Annotated in this window: 18 protein-coding genes; 10 read left to right on the top strand and 8 right to left on the bottom strand. The window is 45.2% G+C overall.

The window, feature by feature from the left end; translation table 11 throughout:
- Nucleotides 1-139 precede the first annotated feature (139 nt).
- A complete protein-coding gene (locus BVI01S_RS07080; protein WP_061809741.1) occupies nt 140-568 on the top strand; it encodes a MarR family winged helix-turn-helix transcriptional regulator in 429 nt (142 codons plus the stop codon).
- A 31-nt stretch (nt 569-599) separates the two neighbouring features.
- On the opposite strand, the gene BVI01S_RS07075 is transcribed toward BVI01S_RS07080, so the two are convergent.
- Both BVI01S_RS07075 and BVI01S_RS07070 read right to left on the bottom strand, forming a co-directional pair.
- Nucleotides 600-893 (bottom strand): hypothetical protein, encoded by a 294-nt coding sequence (locus BVI01S_RS07075; protein ID WP_061809740.1) that lies wholly within the window; start codon nt 891-893, stop codon nt 600-602.
- 73 nt (nt 894-966) lie between these two features.
- Nucleotides 967-1,518 carry a flavodoxin family protein gene (locus tag BVI01S_RS07070; RefSeq protein ID WP_061809739.1) on the bottom strand — a complete coding sequence of 184 codons (552 nt, stop codon included), beginning with the start codon at nt 1,516-1,518 and terminating at the stop codon, nt 967-969.
- Between the two features lie 148 nt (nt 1,519-1,666).
- Between BVI01S_RS07070 and BVI01S_RS07065 the strand changes: the two genes are divergently transcribed.
- Together BVI01S_RS07065 and BVI01S_RS07060 are read left to right on the top strand one after the other, a co-directional pair.
- Entirely contained in the window at nt 1,667-2,542 is an 876-nt protein-coding gene (locus BVI01S_RS07065) for a LysR family transcriptional regulator (protein ID WP_061809738.1), read from the top strand.
- A gap of 101 nt (nt 2,543-2,643) precedes the next feature.
- The gene (locus BVI01S_RS07060; RefSeq protein WP_061809737.1) at nt 2,644-3,807 is read left to right on the top strand and encodes an iron-containing alcohol dehydrogenase; all 1,164 of its coding nucleotides are present in this window, start codon (nt 2,644-2,646) and stop codon (nt 3,805-3,807) included.
- Between the two features lie 95 nt (nt 3,808-3,902).
- Here the strand turns inward: BVI01S_RS07060 and BVI01S_RS07055 are convergent, their stop codons facing one another.
- Nucleotides 3,903-4,355: a hypothetical protein gene (locus BVI01S_RS07055; RefSeq protein ID WP_061809736.1), complete on the bottom strand. Its 453-nt coding sequence runs from the start codon at nt 4,353-4,355 to the stop codon at nt 3,903-3,905.
- Between the two features lie 91 nt (nt 4,356-4,446).
- Between BVI01S_RS07055 and BVI01S_RS07050 the strand changes: the two genes are divergently transcribed.
- The 4 genes from BVI01S_RS07050 to BVI01S_RS07035 all read left to right on the top strand — a co-directional run bounded on the left by BVI01S_RS07050 (nt 4,447) and on the right by BVI01S_RS07035 (nt 10,161).
- The gene (locus tag BVI01S_RS07050; protein ID WP_156477312.1) at nt 4,447-5,886 is read left to right on the top strand and encodes a DEAD/DEAH box helicase; all 1,440 of its coding nucleotides are present in this window, start codon (nt 4,447-4,449) and stop codon (nt 5,884-5,886) included.
- A 133-nt stretch (nt 5,887-6,019) separates the two neighbouring features.
- Nucleotides 6,020-7,600, top strand: a complete 1,581-nt coding sequence (locus tag BVI01S_RS07045) for a long-chain-fatty-acid--CoA ligase (RefSeq protein WP_061809734.1) — start codon at nt 6,020-6,022, stop codon at nt 7,598-7,600.
- A 184-nt stretch (nt 7,601-7,784) separates the two neighbouring features.
- Nucleotides 7,785-8,642, top strand: a complete 858-nt coding sequence (locus tag BVI01S_RS07040; RefSeq protein WP_061809733.1) for a dimethylarginine dimethylaminohydrolase family protein — start codon at nt 7,785-7,787, stop codon at nt 8,640-8,642.
- A gap of 139 nt (nt 8,643-8,781) precedes the next feature.
- The gene (locus tag BVI01S_RS07035; RefSeq protein WP_061809732.1) at nt 8,782-10,161 is read left to right on the top strand and encodes an alkaline phosphatase; all 1,380 of its coding nucleotides are present in this window, start codon (nt 8,782-8,784) and stop codon (nt 10,159-10,161) included.
- 49 nt (nt 10,162-10,210) lie between these two features.
- On the opposite strand, the gene BVI01S_RS07030 is transcribed toward BVI01S_RS07035, so the two are convergent.
- The gene (locus BVI01S_RS07030; RefSeq protein ID WP_061809731.1) at nt 10,211-10,390 is read right to left on the bottom strand and encodes an H-type small acid-soluble spore protein; all 180 of its coding nucleotides are present in this window, start codon (nt 10,388-10,390) and stop codon (nt 10,211-10,213) included.
- A 110-nt stretch (nt 10,391-10,500) separates the two neighbouring features.
- Between BVI01S_RS07030 and BVI01S_RS22510 the strand changes: the two genes are divergently transcribed.
- The gene (locus BVI01S_RS22510; protein WP_156477308.1) at nt 10,501-10,653 is read left to right on the top strand and encodes a hypothetical protein; all 153 of its coding nucleotides are present in this window, start codon (nt 10,501-10,503) and stop codon (nt 10,651-10,653) included.
- 49 nt (nt 10,654-10,702) lie between these two features.
- Here the strand turns inward: BVI01S_RS22510 and BVI01S_RS22725 are convergent, their stop codons facing one another.
- Nucleotides 10,703-10,843 carry a hypothetical protein gene (locus BVI01S_RS22725; protein ID WP_167562102.1) on the bottom strand — a complete coding sequence of 47 codons (141 nt, stop codon included), beginning with the start codon at nt 10,841-10,843 and terminating at the stop codon, nt 10,703-10,705.
- Nucleotides 10,844-11,016: 173 nt separating this feature from the next.
- On the opposite strand from BVI01S_RS22725, the gene BVI01S_RS07025 reads away from it, so the two are divergent.
- Nucleotides 11,017-12,393: a PGAP1-like alpha/beta domain-containing protein gene (locus tag BVI01S_RS07025; RefSeq protein ID WP_061809730.1), complete on the top strand. Its 1,377-nt coding sequence runs from the start codon at nt 11,017-11,019 to the stop codon at nt 12,391-12,393.
- A gap of 50 nt (nt 12,394-12,443) precedes the next feature.
- Here BVI01S_RS07025 and BVI01S_RS07020 read toward each other — a convergent pair whose 3' ends face one another.
- Nucleotides 12,444-12,758, bottom strand: a complete 315-nt coding sequence (locus BVI01S_RS07020; protein WP_034764088.1) for a thioredoxin family protein — start codon at nt 12,756-12,758, stop codon at nt 12,444-12,446.
- 103 nt (nt 12,759-12,861) lie between these two features.
- On the opposite strand from BVI01S_RS07020, the gene BVI01S_RS07015 reads away from it, so the two are divergent.
- Nucleotides 12,862-13,923 (top strand): oxidoreductase, encoded by a 1,062-nt coding sequence (locus BVI01S_RS07015; protein ID WP_244886896.1) that lies wholly within the window; start codon nt 12,862-12,864, stop codon nt 13,921-13,923.
- Between the two features lie 34 nt (nt 13,924-13,957).
- Here the strand turns inward: BVI01S_RS07015 and BVI01S_RS07010 are convergent, their stop codons facing one another.
- Together BVI01S_RS07010 and BVI01S_RS07005 are read right to left on the bottom strand one after the other, a co-directional pair.
- Nucleotides 13,958-15,064, bottom strand: coding sequence for a Ger(x)C family spore germination protein (locus BVI01S_RS07010; RefSeq protein WP_061809729.1), 1,107 nt, complete (start codon nt 15,062-15,064; stop codon nt 13,958-13,960).
- Nucleotides 15,061-16,149 carry a GerAB/ArcD/ProY family transporter gene (locus tag BVI01S_RS07005; RefSeq protein ID WP_082804685.1) on the bottom strand — a complete coding sequence of 363 codons (1,089 nt, stop codon included), beginning with the start codon at nt 16,147-16,149 and terminating at the stop codon, nt 15,061-15,063. Before BVI01S_RS07005 ends, BVI01S_RS07010 begins: the two co-directional genes overlap by 4 nt.
- Between the last annotated feature and the right edge of the window lie 12 nt (nt 16,150-16,161).

Below are 16,161 nucleotides of genomic sequence, written 5' to 3'. Positions count from 1 at the left end.
ATTAAATATTACAAGACTAAATATAATGGATTTATATCTAATTGTCAACAATTTAATTGTACGCGATTTAATTTGATGGATGATACTTTTTTTTGTATGATAAACATAATTAGTATGTACAAGAAAGGAATCAACATGTATGAAGGATCCACTATTATTGGAAAATCAAATCTGTTTTAAAATATATACAGCTGAGAGGGAGATCACGAAGCTTTACCGGAGCCTCCTGGAGGAAATCGGTGTCACGTATCCTCAATACTTGGCTTTGCTCGTGTTATGGGAAGAAAAAACGATATCCGTAAAGGAACTCGGCAGGAAGTTATTCCTGGACTCCGGTACATTGACACCCATGCTGAAAAGGATGGAAGCGAACGGATTGGTGGAGCGGAAGCGTTCGTCAGAGGATGAGAGAAGTGTCATCATCAGTCTTACGGATAAAGGACTGAAAATGAAGGAGAAAGCAGAATGTGTCCCGACCCGATTATTGGAGCGACTTGATATGGATGGTGATGAGCTCTTGAAGTTGGATCAGACGCTGACGACGATCCTCAATAAACTGCAGAATTAAGTGAAGGGGTGACGTTGGTTGCCCCTTATTTTTAACGAAACCTTTCTTCCTCCTTCTCCCCCCGAAAAGCCAACACTGAAGTCTTCAAAGAAGCGTAATTCCCAATCGCCGCATAACCGTAAAAAAAGCCCATGAATATGCCCGTGACGGGATGCCCCCTGTGGCTGATGAAGATCGAGATGAAAAGCCCGAGTAGGACGGCAATATTGGGTACCAGAAAAGACCGTGGTTTGAAGAAGATTTTGATTAGTTGGGTTAACAGGATAATGACGGGAATGGCGATGACGGCATCCCAGAAGTTTGTGTGAATCGTTGGGAAATCCATATAAAGCCTCCAATAAAGGTTTTGTTCATACTATTTCCTTATTGTGTGAGAATTAACAAAAAAAGATGACCCCTTAAGAGGGATCATCCATTTTAAATCGTGCGTTCCAGCGTTCTGCCTTCTCCAGGGCGGCAGGATCGTTCACGATCTCACCAGGTTTGACGCCGGCACCGATCAGATAATCTTTGAATTCCATATGGACGAATTCAAAGATGTAATTGAATTGCTGTACAAGGGGAAGTCCTTTTATGTTGGCAGAGCTTCCGCCGGTAATCACAACGTACGCCTTTTTCTTCGTAAGCTCTTCTTTCAGATTGAAGCGCTCGTCGCGCAAATACTGACTCCAACGGTCGAAGAAGTTCTTCATCGGACCACTCATCCCATACCAATAGAGAGGTGTAGCGAATAATAATACGTCATGCTCCTCCATCATCCGGACCAGCTGTTCGTAATCATCCTCCACAGGAAGGAATCCCCCTTCAGCGTGACGCAGGTCTTCAATTGGCTCGATATGCATATCTGCAAGGGAAACGATGGTATGGTCGGTACCTTCGACGATTTTTTTCGCAAGATATTCGGAGTTCCCGTTTTTTCGTGTGCTTCCTAAAAGGGCTAGTACTTTCATTGATGAACACTCCTTTATACATTTCATTATATTTAGCTTTAACCGTTAACGGGATTCTTAATGGTTAAGAGTATACCATTGATGGGGAGATTAAAGTTATCTATAATTATCGATACTAATGATTGTAAAAGATGATAGGAGGGGAAAAATGGATCTGAACTATTTTTATACATTTAAAGAAGTGGTTAAATGGGGGAGTTACACGAAGACCGGGGAGGAACTCGGATATGCCCAGTCCAGTGTGACGACCCAGATCAGGAAGCTGGAAGAGCATTATGGGATAAAATTATTTGAACGGGTCGGCGGGAAAATGAGGCTCACACAGTCAGGGGAAGAGCTCTACTACTATGTGGAAAGAATTGTGTCCCTTCTGGATGAAGCGGAAGAACGGATTTCGCAGGAGAGCAATCTGCGGGGGACATTGCGGATCGGGACCGTGGAATCCCTCGCAGCTTATTTCATCACGCCTTACATCAAGGAATTAAAAGGGAAGCACCCTGAATTAAAGATTCTCCTTGAATCCGGACTTTGTCCGAACTTAAAGGAAGGCATCCTTGAAGGGAAGTATGATATGGCTATCCTTCTTGACCGTTTTTCAGAACATCCCGACTTAACGACGATCCCAATCCGGCAGGAGAAATTGGTCATGATTGCGCCAAGGGGTCACCGCTTGCATTCTCTGAAGGAAATGAACGTAAGGGAGCTTGAATCGGAAACCCTCATTTTAACGGAGAAAGGTTGTTCGTACCGGGTCTTATTGGAGCAGCTTTTAAAAGAGAGCGATGTGCAGGCAAAATCCGTCATCTCCTTCAGTAGCTTAGAGGCGATCAAACAGTGTGTAGCCGACGACTTGGGTGTGGCCATCCTGCCTGAAATAGCTGTACGAAAGGAAATAGAGAGTGGAAAGGTCGTCCAGATTCCATTTGATCATGAAAAGAGCCCCCTCTATACACAAATAATTTTTCTTGAAAAAAAGTGGCTGACGCCTCCACTTACACAATTGATCGGAGCCCTGACCTCATAGCTATCAAAATTATTGATGAATAAGATAAAAAACTATCAATAACTTCATAGATTGAAAAGATGATAAAATGAATGGACAATTCTTACGAAGAGGTGCTGAACATGAACACTTTTTTACAATACAATCCGACGAAGCTTTACTTCGGTAAAGATGAAGTGAAGCAGTTGTCTTCCATTTTAGACAAGGGACTGAAGGTCTTACTGGTTTATGGCGGAGGCAGCATCAAGAGAAATGGCGTTTACGATGATGTGATGGAAGAGTTGGGGCAAATAGATGCCAACGTATTTGAGTTAAAGGGAGTGGAACCCAATCCCCGACTGACTACTGTCCGTAAAGGTGTCGATATCTGCAAAACAGAAGGCATTGACTTCATTCTGGCTGTAGGTGGGGGAAGCGTAATCGACTGTACAAAAGCAATCTCGGCTGGAGCCAAGTATGATGGGGACGTGTGGGAGCTGATCACCGCCAAATCTCCAATCAAAAAAGCCCTTCCATTTGGAACGGTCTTGACCCTTGCAGCGACAGGTTCTGAAATGAACTCTGTTTCTGTGATTACAAACTGGGAGACGAATGATAAATTAGGCTGGGGTTCACCTCTTGTCTTCCCGACATTTTCAATTTTGGACCCTTCATATACATTCTCTGTACCCCGCGATCAGACGATCTATGGGATAGTCGACAGCATGTCCCATGCCCTTGAACACTATTTCCATCGGACGGAAAATACTCCGATGATTGACGGGTTCATTGAGTCACTCTTGAGGACGGCGATTGCAACCGGTCCTAAACTACTGGAGGATCTCGAGTCCTTCGATCATAGGGAAACGATGATGTATATCAGTACGACGGCTTTCAATGGCTCTCTTTCAAACGGGACCGATGGAGGGGATTGGGCCACCCACCGGATCGAGCATGCCATATCGGCCATCTACGATATTCCCCATGGCGGTGGTCTTGCGATTCTTTTCCCGAACTGGCTGGAGCATGTACTGGAAGAGGATCCATCCCGGGTCAAACAGCTTGCGGTGAATGTGTTCGGGATCTCGCCTGAAGGCAAGGAAGATATCGACGTCGCACGTGAAGGGGCAAAAGCTCTTCGCGACTTCTGGAACTCCCTCGGGGCACCGCGCACACTTGCCGATTATGACATTGATGACAGTCAGTTCGATGCCATTGTGGAGAAGACGTTCATTAAGCCTGGCGTAGGTACGTATAAAGAAATGGATGAGGACAGCGTCAGGGATATTTTGACAAGATCTCTTTGACAGAATCCCCCATCGTACACGCTGCCCGAAGACAAAAAAAGGACGAATCGACACCCCGATTCGCCCTTTTTTCATTCTTCTTGCCACTCAGGATACTACCGTCTCCGGAATCCTTCTTCACGCAGATACAACGCAGCTTCATCATACCCGCCGAAGCTGTCTTCCAGGTTATCACCGGCATAAATATTCCAGCGGTCATCTTCTTCAATCAGCATGAGGGAATGGCCTTCTGCATCTTTCCACAACTGTTCCACGGGAGGTGCGACTTCTTCTTCCGTTGCCAGATGATCAATGGAAGCACGGATGATGTCCCGCAGTTCGTCACGATTAAAATCCCGGATATTCACGAGTCCTTTTTTGGCTTCATATTGAGGCAGACTGCCTGTGTAAACAAAACCGTTCCCGTTCGGGTGCAGGTGATAGACGACGGTCGTTTTTTCATAGAGGCTGTTTTCAAAGTGGAAGTTCACGCGATTCAGTGAAACGTCCTTTCGGGTAAGCTCGGGAAATTCTTCTATGAGTGTTAATTTATCTTCAAATGTCAGCAATGTAATTCCTCATTTCATTTTACGATTTTCCCATTATAACATAGTGCCCTATTTTCTATAGAGGATTACGGGTATAATGAGAATCAAAGAGGTGACCCCATTGAATGATTTTACTTCCTTAGGAATTCAACCTAAGTACGTCAATGCATTAAAAGAACAATCCATAACAGAACCGACGCCGATTCAGAGCGAAACCATCCCAGTCTTATTGAATGGTGAGGACGTGATCGGACAGGCACAGACAGGTACGGGAAAGACGATGGCGTTTCTCCTGCCCATGCTTGCGAAAATAGATCCGGAAAAAGATGAGATCCAGTCTCTTATCGTGACTCCGACGAGGGAGCTTGCGATTCAGGTAACCGCTGAATTGAATCAAATACTATCTTCTGTGGAAGATGACATACATGTATTAGCCGTTTACGGTGGTCAGGATGTTGAGAAACAGATAAAGCGACTGAAGAATAAGGCGATTCATATCGTGATCGGAACACCGGGGCGACTGCTTGATCATGTGCGCCGGGAGACGGTCGATTTTTCAAATGTTAGGTTCCTCGTATTGGATGAAGCGGATCAAATGCTTCATATCGGCTTCTTCGATGAGGTCGAGTCGATCATTCGTGAGACACCGTTCACCCGGCAGACCGCACTATTCTCTGCAACGATGTCCAAGGATATCCGTAAGATCGGGAAGCGCTATATGAATCAGCCTCATAATGTGCAGATCCGTGAAAAAGAAAAGATTGTACAGGAAATCCAGCAGGAAATCGTGGAAACGACGGATCGTCAGAAACTGGATGCCCTCAGTCAAACGATCCACGATGTCCAGCCGTTCCTCGGTATCATTTTCTGCCGGACGAAGAGGAGGGTCAGCAAGCTGCTCGGAGAACTTAAAGCGAGAGGCTTTCTGGTCGATGAACTCCATGGTGACTTGTCCCAGGCGAAACGGGAAAATGTGATGAAGAAGTTCCGGGACGCAAAGCTCCAGCTTCTTATCGCAACGGATGTGGCGGCCAGGGGTCTTGACGTGGAGGGCGTGACCCATGTGTTCAACTATGATATCCCTCAAGATGTGGAAAGCTACATCCATCGAATCGGGCGTACGGGCCGTGCCGGTAAAGACGGGCTTGCCATCACCTTTGTTGCACTGAAGGATAAGCAGGATCTGGAAATGATCGAGAAAGGCATTGGACGTTCATTGCCCCGCCGAGTGGTGGAGGTCGTTTCTACTAAAGAAATCCCCAATGGCCCTAAAGGATCCATTGAAAGTGCAAAAGATCGCCGCGAAAAGAATATACAAGCGAGTAAGGAGAGAAAAGCAAGGTCTCCTAGGGGGGGCAGATCCAGGACGGGTGACAAAGATGGTCCGTCCCGCAGTCGTAGATCCAAGAATGAAGACTCGAATCCCCGCCGCGGTGGTGGTGAAACTTCGGGTGCCTCCCGTGGTAAGCGAAGCGGCTCGACTGGAAGAAACAACAACGGTAATCAGCGAAATAGTGGCAGCAGATCCTCTTCGAATCGAAGAGGGCGCTGATTTCTAAGGCATGGTGACGATAGGGTCATCATGCTTTTTTAGAAGATATAAATATCTGAATATTCCCATAAATAGTCTGAATCTGTTAATATAGTCCATATAAGATTGATAAATAGAGGGGATGGATGTACATATGCATGTACCATTGGTGTTAACGGATTTTCTGGATCGGGCAGTGGAGTTATACGGGGATAAGGTAGCGATCATCGATGATGAAAAGCACTTGACGTATATACAGCTCGGTGACCGTGTGAATCAACTGGCAAGGGGACTGAAGGCGTTTGGGATAGAAAAAGGGGATAAGGTGGCATATCTTGCGCCCAATACCACGGAGATGCTGGAAGGATTTTATGGCGTTTATTCTGTCGGAGGAGTCATGACGCCTTTGAATACCAGGTTAAAGCCAGCTGATTATCAATTTATCCTCACCCATAGTGAGAGTAAGGCACTGTTTGTCGATGAGGAGCTCTATCCGTTGGTTCAGCCGATTCTATCAAAGGTTCCTCACTTGAAGCATGTTGTCATTCACGGGAAAAGGATGGACGGTCATCCGGGCTATGAAGAGTGGCGTGGCTCGTTCAGTCGCGAGACGTTCTCCCGTGCAGAACTGGAAGAGACGGATATCGCGTCCCTTCTTTATACAAGCGGGACGACGGGCGATCCGAAGGGAGTGCTCCTCACACACAGGTCCAATTATTTGCATGCCTTATCTTCCATGCATCATTTGCGGGTGACGGATCAGGATACGCTTCTTCACGTCCTGCCGATGTTCCATGTGAACGGTTGGGGATCACTATTTTATTATACGGCCAACGGTGCGACCCAGGTGATGCTGAGAAAAGTGGATCCGGAAGTGATACTGGATAAGGTGGAGAAGCATGGTGTGACCGTTATGCATATGGCACCGACCGTTCTCAATATGCTTCTCGAGTCCTATCCGGACAGGGATCGTTCCATCGGGCAAAAAGTAAGGGTTGTCATTGCCGGGTCTGCCCCTCCACCGGCATTCGTCCGGAAAGTGGAGGAGAATCTAAAGTGGGAATTCATCCAGGTCTACGGGATGACGGAGATATCACCCCTTATCACGACTTCTATATTACGATCTTCAGAACAGGACCGGCCTAAGGAAGAAACATATCGCCTGAAGGCAAAAGCGGGGTACAGCATGATCGGGAGTAAAGTGAAGGTGGTCAATGAACTCGGGGAAGCGGTCCCTCATGATGGAAAAGCGATTGGCGAAATCGTGACGAGAACCAATACAGTGATGGAAGGATATTATAAGAATCCGGAAGCCACCAATCAAACGATCAGGGAAGGATGGCTGCATACGGGAGATATGGCGACGGTCGACGAAGACGGCTACATCGAAATTGTCGACCGGATGAAAGACGTCATCATAAGCGGCGGAGAAAACATTTCGTCCATCGAGGTGGAGGGAGCCCTTTACGAGCATGATGGTGTCCTCGAAGCAGCGGTCGTTGCCATCCCCCATGAACGATGGGGGGAAGTTCCCCATGCAGTGGTGGTTCTAAGAGAGGGTCACACCTTAACGGAACAGGACCTGATCAATTTTACGAGAGAAAAGCTTGCCCACTTCAAAGCACCAAAGAGCATTACTTTCACAAAAGAATTACCTAAAACCGCATCGGGGAAAATCCAAAAAGTGGTGATCCGGAAAGAGTTTTGGAAGGATCATGACCGGATGGTTCATTAAGATAAGAAGCGTGCGATCCGCATGCTTTTTTTCTTTGTAATGGACAAATGCCCTTATTTCATCTATCAAGGCTGCTTGTCGTCCCTGTTCATCCCCAGACGGCATAAGTTATAAAAAGGACGTTTTATCTTCATAATAACAGGGAAAAGCAGTTTTTAAGAGTAGATAATTGGAGGGCGTAAAGATGAGTTTAAATTCCCCGTTGGTTCCAAAATCAAAAACGCATTGTACCAATGAGTATGGAAAGTTAAAGAAAGTGGTCGTGGTTTCACCTGAAAATATGCAAATCAATGAAATCATAAATGAAACGCAAAAGCATTTTTTGAAAGAGAATATTGATATAGATAAAGCTGTTTCCCAACATAAAGCATTTGTTGAAGCTTTGGAGGAAAATGGCTCTGAGGTGATTCATCTTCAACCATCGCCTGAATTCAATGAACAAGTCTTCACGAGAGATATCGGTTTCACGATTCATGATCAGTTTTTCGTCGCATCGATGAATACGGATGTCAGGCGGGGAGAAGTGAAAACCCTAAAACACTGGCTGGAAGAAAACGAGGTACCATATACCGAACTTCTCCATTCCATTGAAGGTGGGGATGTTCTTGTTGATGAGGAAAATATCTGGATCGGCGTGAGCGGTCGAACGAATCAGCTGGCAATACAATCCCTGAGGAATCAGCTCACACCATATACCGTACATGAACTCCCGTTAAGGGAAGACATTCTCCATTTGGATTGTGTATTCACCATCATTTCCAGTGAATGGGCACTTGTATATCCGCCGGCCTTTTCTGACGGAGATCTAGCGACCATCAAGAAGCACTACAACACCATCACGGTGACGGATGAAGAACAATTTCAAATGGGACCGAATGTATTGGCAATCGGAGACGGGAAGATCATCAGTCTTACCCAGAACCAAGCCTTGAATGAGAGGATCAGGGCGGAAGGATTTGACGTGATGGAGCTGGACTTATCGGAAATCATCAAGTCGGGCGGGTCTTTCCGCTGCTGTACTCTTCCTTTAATAAGAGAATGATATTGAAAAAACAGGTGACTTTTCACCTGTTTTTTTCAATTTACATAAACTTTACTCTCCTGTATTCGTTTCGTAAATGGTTCTTCATATTTCCCCTTTATCCTTCTACATGTACCACGAATTATAGGAGGTAGGGAAAATGAAGAAATCAATGAAGAAGATCCTTCCGTTGGCGGTCGTATCCTCATTAGCTCTTGGAAGTGTCATAGGATTGAACCAGGACGACACGGAAGCGAAAGCGAAGGAATCCAAAAATGGCAAAGCCAAGAACGTCATCTTTATGATCGGTGATGGAATGGGTGTACCGTACACAACAGCCCTTCGTTATATGAATGACAATCCTGATACGATGGAAATGGAAAAGACGGCATTTGATCCTTACCTTGTCGGATTACAAACGACGTATCCTGAAGATGAAAAAGAGAACGTAACAGACTCAGCAGCTGCTGCAACGGCGATGAGCGGCGGAGTGAAAACATATAATAACGCGATTGCAGTAGATAATGATAAATCAGATGTAAAAACGGTTCTGGAGCAGGCGAAGGAAAATAACATGTCTACGGGAATCGTCTCTACGTCGGAAATCACCCATGCAACACCTGCATCATACGGAGCTCATGAAGAGTCACGCAAGAGTGAAGATGCGATTGCCAATGATTATTATGATGAAATGATCAATGGGAAGCATAAGATCGATGTCATGCTTGGTGGAGGAACGGATTTCTTCGAGCGGGATGATCGTAATATTGCAGAACAATTCAAAAAAGACGGATACAGCTATGTGAAATCAGCTGATGAGCTTAAAAAAGATAAGAATGATCAAATTCTTGGTCTGTTCGCTGAATCCGGAATGGACAAGATGATTGACCGTGATGAGAAGCAACCGAGCTTAGCAGATATGACGACGGCTGCCCTTGACCGTTTAAAAGGAGATAAAGATGGTTTCTTCCTGATGGTGGAAGGTAGTCAGATCGACTGGGCCGGTCATGATAATGATGTAGTCGGTGCGATGAGTGAAATGAGAGACTTTGAACAAGCGTTTGAAAAAGTAAGAGATTTTGCAAAAGAAAATGGAGAAACTCTTGTCATCGTAACAGCAGACCATTCAACGGGTGGAATCTCAATTGGCTCTGACGGTGAGTACAACTGGGATCCAGCTCCGATCCAAGCGGCAAAGCATACACCTGACTATATGGCAGAGCAGATTGTGAATGGTGCATCGGTTGAAGAAACATTAGCGAATAATATCGACCTTGAACTGACGCCTGAAGAAATCGCTTCTGTGAAAACTGCTGCTGAAAAAGGTGATCAAACGGAAATCGATAATGCGATCGAGAAGATTTTTGATACCCGTTCGGGAACTGGCTGGACAACAGACGGACACACTGGTGACGACGTTCCTGTTTATGCCTTTGGTCCTCAAAAAGAGAAATTTGCCGGTTTGATCGATAATACTGATCAGGCGAACCAAATATTTGAACTATTGAAGAACAAAGGGAAAATTAAAGACAAGAAATGATCTGAATGAAGACCACGATGGGGAACTTGCCCCTGCGTGGTCTTTTTTCTTATACCTCTTCTAAATCAGATACACTTACTTCTGAACGTTCTTCCAAAGGTCCTCGAAGATGCACAACAGCCGTTTTTCCGTCTTCTGATACAGAGTCGATCCAAACGGATGCATCCTTGTATTTGACTTGGATGTCGGCTGAAGAAGATAAGATCTGTTTTACTCGATTTTGGTCCATTTTTCATACCTCCTAATGTTTTCATTGAATAGTGTGTCCCAATTCGGTAGAACCATGAGCCGCATAATTCCATTGGGGGATTGATACTCTAATAGTGAAAGGATGATGATATGAAGAAGCAGGAAGAAAGAATGTCCGCCACAGAAGCCAACATGGAGTTAAACGAACGATTAAATGGTGATGCTGAAAGGGAAGCCGATCAGAGTCACATACATGTTGAATCCAACATGATTCCAGTGAATATCTCAGGAGAAGATGAGTGAACCCTTTTCCAACCAAAAACCTGCCTGAAACCAATCAGGCAGGTTTTTACTATTTCGTTTTATTTTTCTGGTCTTTATTATGCTTGTTTCCCTTACTGTTGTCCCCGCTTGTGATTTCGCTTGCAAATTCTGTCGTGCCTCGTCTAGGTGAATTTTGGTTCTCGCTGCCCCGATTGTTTTTCTTTGTCAAAGGAATCCCTCCATATTAGTAAAATCGATATTAGTTTTTGATAAGGACAAGGGGACTATTCAATTCGGGGAGAATATATGTCTTTATTCCTGAATTTAACAATCAGGATGAATTTTTATCAGTGCTGAACGATAATGAAAAAAAGAACTCTTTCTATGGGGAGGGCTATGCTGATGCAAGAAAGAATGAAAGAAATGCGGGAAGGAAAACCAGGCAGGTGGTTCAAAGATGAGGAAGCAGCGAATACGGAAGGGTTTCCGGTCTTGTTTGTCCATGGCATCAATACTTCATCAGACACGTGGCTTTCGAATAATGATATGCTCCCCATCATCCGTGGAGCAGGTTATCAATCGGTGTTCATCGATTTGCACCGGGACGAAGACATGTGGACGAATGGCGGGATTTTAGCAGAAAAGATAGGTGAAATGTACGATTTTTTAAAGGAAAAGCTCGTGATTGTCGGTCACAGCAAGGGTGGGATCGATGCACAAACGGCACTGTTGCATTACGGTGCTTCCCCTTATGTGGAACGGGTCATTACACTATCAACTCCCCATCATGGATCAGAGCTCGCCGATCTTGCTTTTAGTAAATGGGCAGGATGGCTGACCGATGCGTTGAAAAGCAAGACTCCTGCCGTCTTTTCATTGCAAACAGGCTATATGAAAGGTTTCAGGTCGGAAATGGACCGGCATGATCTTGCCAGCAGCATCCCTTCTTATACGTTTGGCGGTACAGGTTGGGGCGGAGCGCAATCTGAATTGTTTTGGGGAGGGCTTTATTTAAGCCGATTTGGCCAGAGCGATGGTGCTGTCCTGGTGAAGAGCTCACGGCTTCCTTATGGTAAAGAAGTAGCGGTACGGGACTGGACTCATTCGACCATTAAAGAAGGGAGTGCCATTTTTCCCTTTATGAAGGAACTTCTCTCGGATGAGGTGAAAGATGTCGTTCATGCTGAAGCGAACGAACATGTTAAGGAAGAGGAAACCTCGGTGCTTCACAGAGGAGGGACAGTGAATGGTGTGGCAGTGGAACAGTTCTCTGTGGAAGAAAGGGTTGAGAGGCTCACGATCGATTGGGTCAGCGATCAACGGGATACGATGTATGAACTGGTGGGGCCGGACGGTCAAGTATACAGGCAGTGGAGTGTGGCTGAAGATGCTACAGGGTATTTCCCCGGCGCTTTTCATCACAGCTTCCTGCTTACTGCTCCCATTCCTGGAAGGTGGGAAGTAAGGGCTCACACGTCTCAAGAACACTATATGCTGAGCATTCTCTTTCATAAGAAATCAGCAGTGACTTCCTTGACTGCAAGTGATCAAATCTTGTTGAAAAAAATGTATACGATCCATCATATCCCAATGAAGAGCGGGAAAAAACCCTCGACACTCATTACTTCCGAAGATCTGTCGTCCCTGCCACTCGCAGACTTTGAGGAAGGGATCCACAACATCACCCTTGATCTGGAAGGGAAAACGGAGCAGGGAAACGAATTTCAACGAACAGTGATTCAAACGGTGTATGTAGATGGAAAGGGAAATATTTATTAAGTGAAAAACAAAGGTCCGTCCCTCTGTATAAATAGGGACGGACCTTTACATTATAGTGTGTTCAGGAATTCTGTCACTTGTTCTGGTGATTTGGCGTTGGCGCTGTGCAGATGGGCTTGTTTTTCGCCGTTTTTGTAGACAAGCAGGCTTGGGATGCCCATGACGTCATATTTCTCTGCGATTTCCGGGAATTCGTCCTTATTGATGTCATACCATTTATATTGATTGAATTCTTCCATGATTTCATCAATGAACATATCCATTCGACGGCAGTCCGGGCACCAGTCTGCATGGAATTTTACGATGACAGGCTCTGTTGATGTAATAAGATCGTCAAAGGTTTCTTTATTTTTGATTGATTGCATGATGATAACCTCCCTTTCCCACTTATTTTATACAAAACAGAGTCTGATTGTAAAACGAATCATTTTTCGTCTCATCTTGTACATGATAATATGAGAATACATTTTGAAAGAAAAAGGTGACAATATGCAGCCCATTAAAGTTGGTTTAGCAGGATACGGTTTTTCAGGACAAAGCTTTCATCGTCCTTTACTCTCTCAATTAGAGGAATTTCATATAGAAGCGGTCATGTCTTCCAATGAAGAAAAAGTATTAAACGATATGGAGGGGACGACTGTGGTGACCTCCCTTGAAGACCTGCTTCAGGAAGACATCGAATTAGTCGTCATCACAACTCCCAATCACCTTCACTACAGTATGATCAAGCAATCATTGTTAGCCGATAAGCATGTGATCGTAGAGAAGCCATTTGTAACGGATAGCCGGGAAGGGCAGGAGCTATTGGCACTGGCGAAAGAAAGAGGACTTCATCTCTCGGTTTTCCATAACCGGCGCTGGGATGCGGACTTCCTGACGATTCAGCAATTGGTGAAAGAAGGGACGCTTGGACCGATCTATACATACGAAGCGCATTTTGACCGGTACCGCCCGTCCATCAAGGACAGGTGGAAAGAGAATAAGATCGAAGGGGCAGGCGTCCTTTATGATCTAGGATCCCATCTGTTAGATCAAGCCCTCACCCTGTTTGGGAAACCCAATTGGGTGCAGGCGGATGTGTTCCCGCAGCGGGATCCGGAAAAGGCAGAGGACTACTTCCTCATCACCCTCGGATATGACGTCATGAGGGTTCAGCTGTATTCACGTTCAATCGTATTGGATCCAGGGCCACGCTATCAGGTCCATGGACTGAAAGGAAGCTTTGTGAAGCATGGAATGGATCGTCAGGAGGATGACCTTAAGGCAGGAAAGAATCCTGTTTCTGAAGAATGGGGAATCGAAGACGAAGAAAATTGGGGTGTCCTTACGACCATCTCAGGTGAAGAGGTGACATCTGAAGTCATTCCATCGGAAAAAGGGGACTACACTCAATTTTACCTTGGGGTATACGGGGCAGTAAGAGAAAATCAGCCTCTCCCTGTCGACCCGGAAGAGGCTTTGAACGTCATCACGATCATCGAAGCATGTAAAGAAAGTGCAGCATCCGGGCGAGTCATCAATATAAACTGAAAAAAGGGGCTCCCTACATGCGGAGTCCCTTCTCTTATTCCACCGTCCCGGCTTCTAAAATCTGAACATTGGCGTCAATATTGAATTTTACACGGGGATATATGCTGTCTTCCCATTCCTTGAAATCAAATCCCCGTACGCCGTGTTTTTGGATTTGCCCGATGCCGACAGGGTCGATTCCAAGATCCTGGAATTCTTTCAGCATTTTCATCCCATTTTCTTCAATATCTTTTTTCATTTGTTTCTCTACTTCTATCACTTTACCAGGCGTCAGTTTCTTACCGGTATACTCACGGATGATCCCCCTGATTTTGATGCGGATCGTCACTTCCACAGGATCGGCATGGTGCTTGACGATGATTTTGTTCTTGGAGATGAGACTGGTCACAGAGGCCTCAATGGACTTTTCCACATGGCCGCTGCTCTTTTCTTCTCCCATCTTGATGACGTGACTTCCTTCAGCATACTTATCCACTAGCAATTTGAAATAAAACATATCCTTGGCAGGAATCTTTTTGACCATTTTGTCTTTGTCGAATAAGGCGATGCCCGTGATACCCACGCTTTCATTGGATAATTGTTTCAAAATTGGCAGATAAGGTGTCTGACCGTCCTGGAAATAATCATAGATGAACATATGAAGATTGGTTTCGGGCAGTTCTCTCCGGGTGATATTGTGGTGGATCAGATTGGAGAGGTAGGTCCCGTTCCCCCTTAAGCCGTAATTCCCTTTAATGAGCTCGCCGGCTTCCCCTTCAGTCACAGTCAAATAAAGCCTGGCCCCAACACTCGCATCCCTTTGCAGGGAATCACCGATATCGATGATCCCCTTCTTGGCAAGCTCCTCACCGATCAAAACGACGTCCAAGCTTCCTCGGACCAGGGGTTGCTGTGATCTTCTTTCCAATTTCTCAAGCACTTCCCTTGTAGAGGAGGCTTCTGCTGACAGCGTCCCGTTTTGAATCGATTTATCCGCTAAGTAAATCGGGAAGAGGGCCGTACCCCTGATCTTATCCTCTCCCACGTAGTCGTAGGCTTTACCTGTTTCGATATATAGATCATCCAGGATTTCCTTTTCCACACATCCTGTGAGAGGTATGAAACAAATGAGAATAGCTGCGAGCAAACATGTACGTTTCATTGTTTATTCCTCACTTTCTTCATGATGATCACAAGCAACAGAAGAGCAGGAATGTAAAAATAATTAATGTAAAATCCAATCTGCCCTGATATCGTATTCAGGAAATTCACTTGTTTCCTGTCAGTGAAAAAGGTGAGGGCGGATAAGCAAAGGAGGCAGATGATCAATAAAGTATGCCTGTGCTTCAGTGGAGTCATCCGTTTTAAGGTTCTGCTTGCACACCAGATCGCAATACATACGTTTGGAAGGATGATCAAACACCAATTGGCAATACCGATATACTCAAACCGTTCCACGAATGGCATTTCGACGATTTTCCACATAGAAAGAGTGGCCCAGACGGTCTTTTCCAGCTGTTTCTGACTGAAAAACGCGAAAGAAACAACGGCTAATATCGTATAAAGGATAGTGGTCGTAAACAATGCCCAGTGGGCATATTTCTGAGATTTCTTAGCATCTTTCACAAAAGGATATAGTAGTAAAATGGCTTCATAACCTAAATACGTCAGGGACATGTTCTTGGTGGAAATCAATAGATCCATTACCGTATGGTCAAAGACAGGCAGGACATTCCGGAAGTCGGCATACTTAAAGGTGAAGGCAAACGTCAAAACGAGATAACTCGGAAGAAAAATCCCGAAAAAGGCAGTTCCGGTCACCGTCCGTACCCCGCCGTTGACAATATAGTAAACAAGGATGAGAAAGAGCAAAGAAAAGAAGAACGTACTCAATCTTGGATACATCCACACCTGTAATACCTCGATATACGTACGCATGATGGTAATCACCAGTAAACTGAAATGGATGACGAAGAAGAAACTGAATATTTTCCCGATCCACTTTCCGAATGCCACAGTGTGGGCAGATACAAGGTCTCCATCCACTCTATTTAAAATTTGATACATGAGAAACATGATAACGTGAGTGAATACACCTGCAAGAATGACAGAAATCCATCCATCATAGCCTGCATTTTTTGAAATGATACGCTGGAAACCGAGGACCCCTGCCCCGACTTGAATGGAGTGAATGAGAAAAAAGATCATGAACGGCGATATTTTTCTTCTATCCGGAATCGGCTGCATTTGATCACCTCC

The organism is Rossellomorea vietnamensis NBRC 101237, from assembly GCF_001591825.1.
Lineage (GTDB): Bacteria > Bacillota > Bacilli > Bacillales > Bacillaceae_B > Rossellomorea > Rossellomorea vietnamensis.
Note: the sequence above shows the minus strand (reverse complement) of the source record. Positions and strands in the feature narration are given on the sequence as shown.

Bases quoted from the DNA above. Each gene is read 5' to 3' on its own strand.
- BVI01S_RS07020 (WP_034764088.1), bottom strand. From the start codon at position 12,758: ATGCAATCAATCAAAAATAAAGAAACCTTTGACGATCTTATTACATCA.
- BVI01S_RS22510 (WP_156477308.1), top strand. From the start codon at position 10,501: ATGAAGAAGCAGGAAGAAAGAATGTCCGCCACAGAAGCCAACATGGAG.
- BVI01S_RS07040 (WP_061809733.1), top strand. From the start codon at position 7,785: ATGAGTTTAAATTCCCCGTTGGTTCCAAAATCAAAAACGCATTGTACC.
- BVI01S_RS07075 (WP_061809740.1), bottom strand. From the start codon at position 893: ATGGATTTCCCAACGATTCACACAAACTTCTGGGATGCCGTCATCGCC.
- BVI01S_RS07065 (WP_061809738.1), top strand. From the start codon at position 1,667: ATGGATCTGAACTATTTTTATACATTTAAAGAAGTGGTTAAATGGGGG.
- BVI01S_RS07060 (WP_061809737.1), top strand. From the start codon at position 2,644: ATGAACACTTTTTTACAATACAATCCGACGAAGCTTTACTTCGGTAAA.
- BVI01S_RS07010 (WP_061809729.1), bottom strand. From the start codon at position 15,064: ATGAAACGTACATGTTTGCTCGCAGCTATTCTCATTTGTTTCATACCT.
- BVI01S_RS07070 (WP_061809739.1), bottom strand. From the start codon at position 1,518: ATGAAAGTACTAGCCCTTTTAGGAAGCACACGAAAAAACGGGAACTCC.
- BVI01S_RS07035 (WP_061809732.1), top strand. From the start codon at position 8,782: ATGAAGAAATCAATGAAGAAGATCCTTCCGTTGGCGGTCGTATCCTCA.
- BVI01S_RS07080 (WP_061809741.1), top strand. From the start codon at position 140: ATGAAGGATCCACTATTATTGGAAAATCAAATCTGTTTTAAAATATAT.
- BVI01S_RS07045 (WP_061809734.1), top strand. From the start codon at position 6,020: ATGCATGTACCATTGGTGTTAACGGATTTTCTGGATCGGGCAGTGGAG.
- BVI01S_RS07005 (WP_082804685.1), bottom strand. From the start codon at position 16,149: ATGCAGCCGATTCCGGATAGAAGAAAAATATCGCCGTTCATGATCTTT.
- BVI01S_RS07025 (WP_061809730.1), top strand. From the start codon at position 11,017: ATGCAAGAAAGAATGAAAGAAATGCGGGAAGGAAAACCAGGCAGGTGG.
- BVI01S_RS07030 (WP_061809731.1), bottom strand. From the start codon at position 10,390: ATGGACCAAAATCGAGTAAAACAGATCTTATCTTCTTCAGCCGACATC.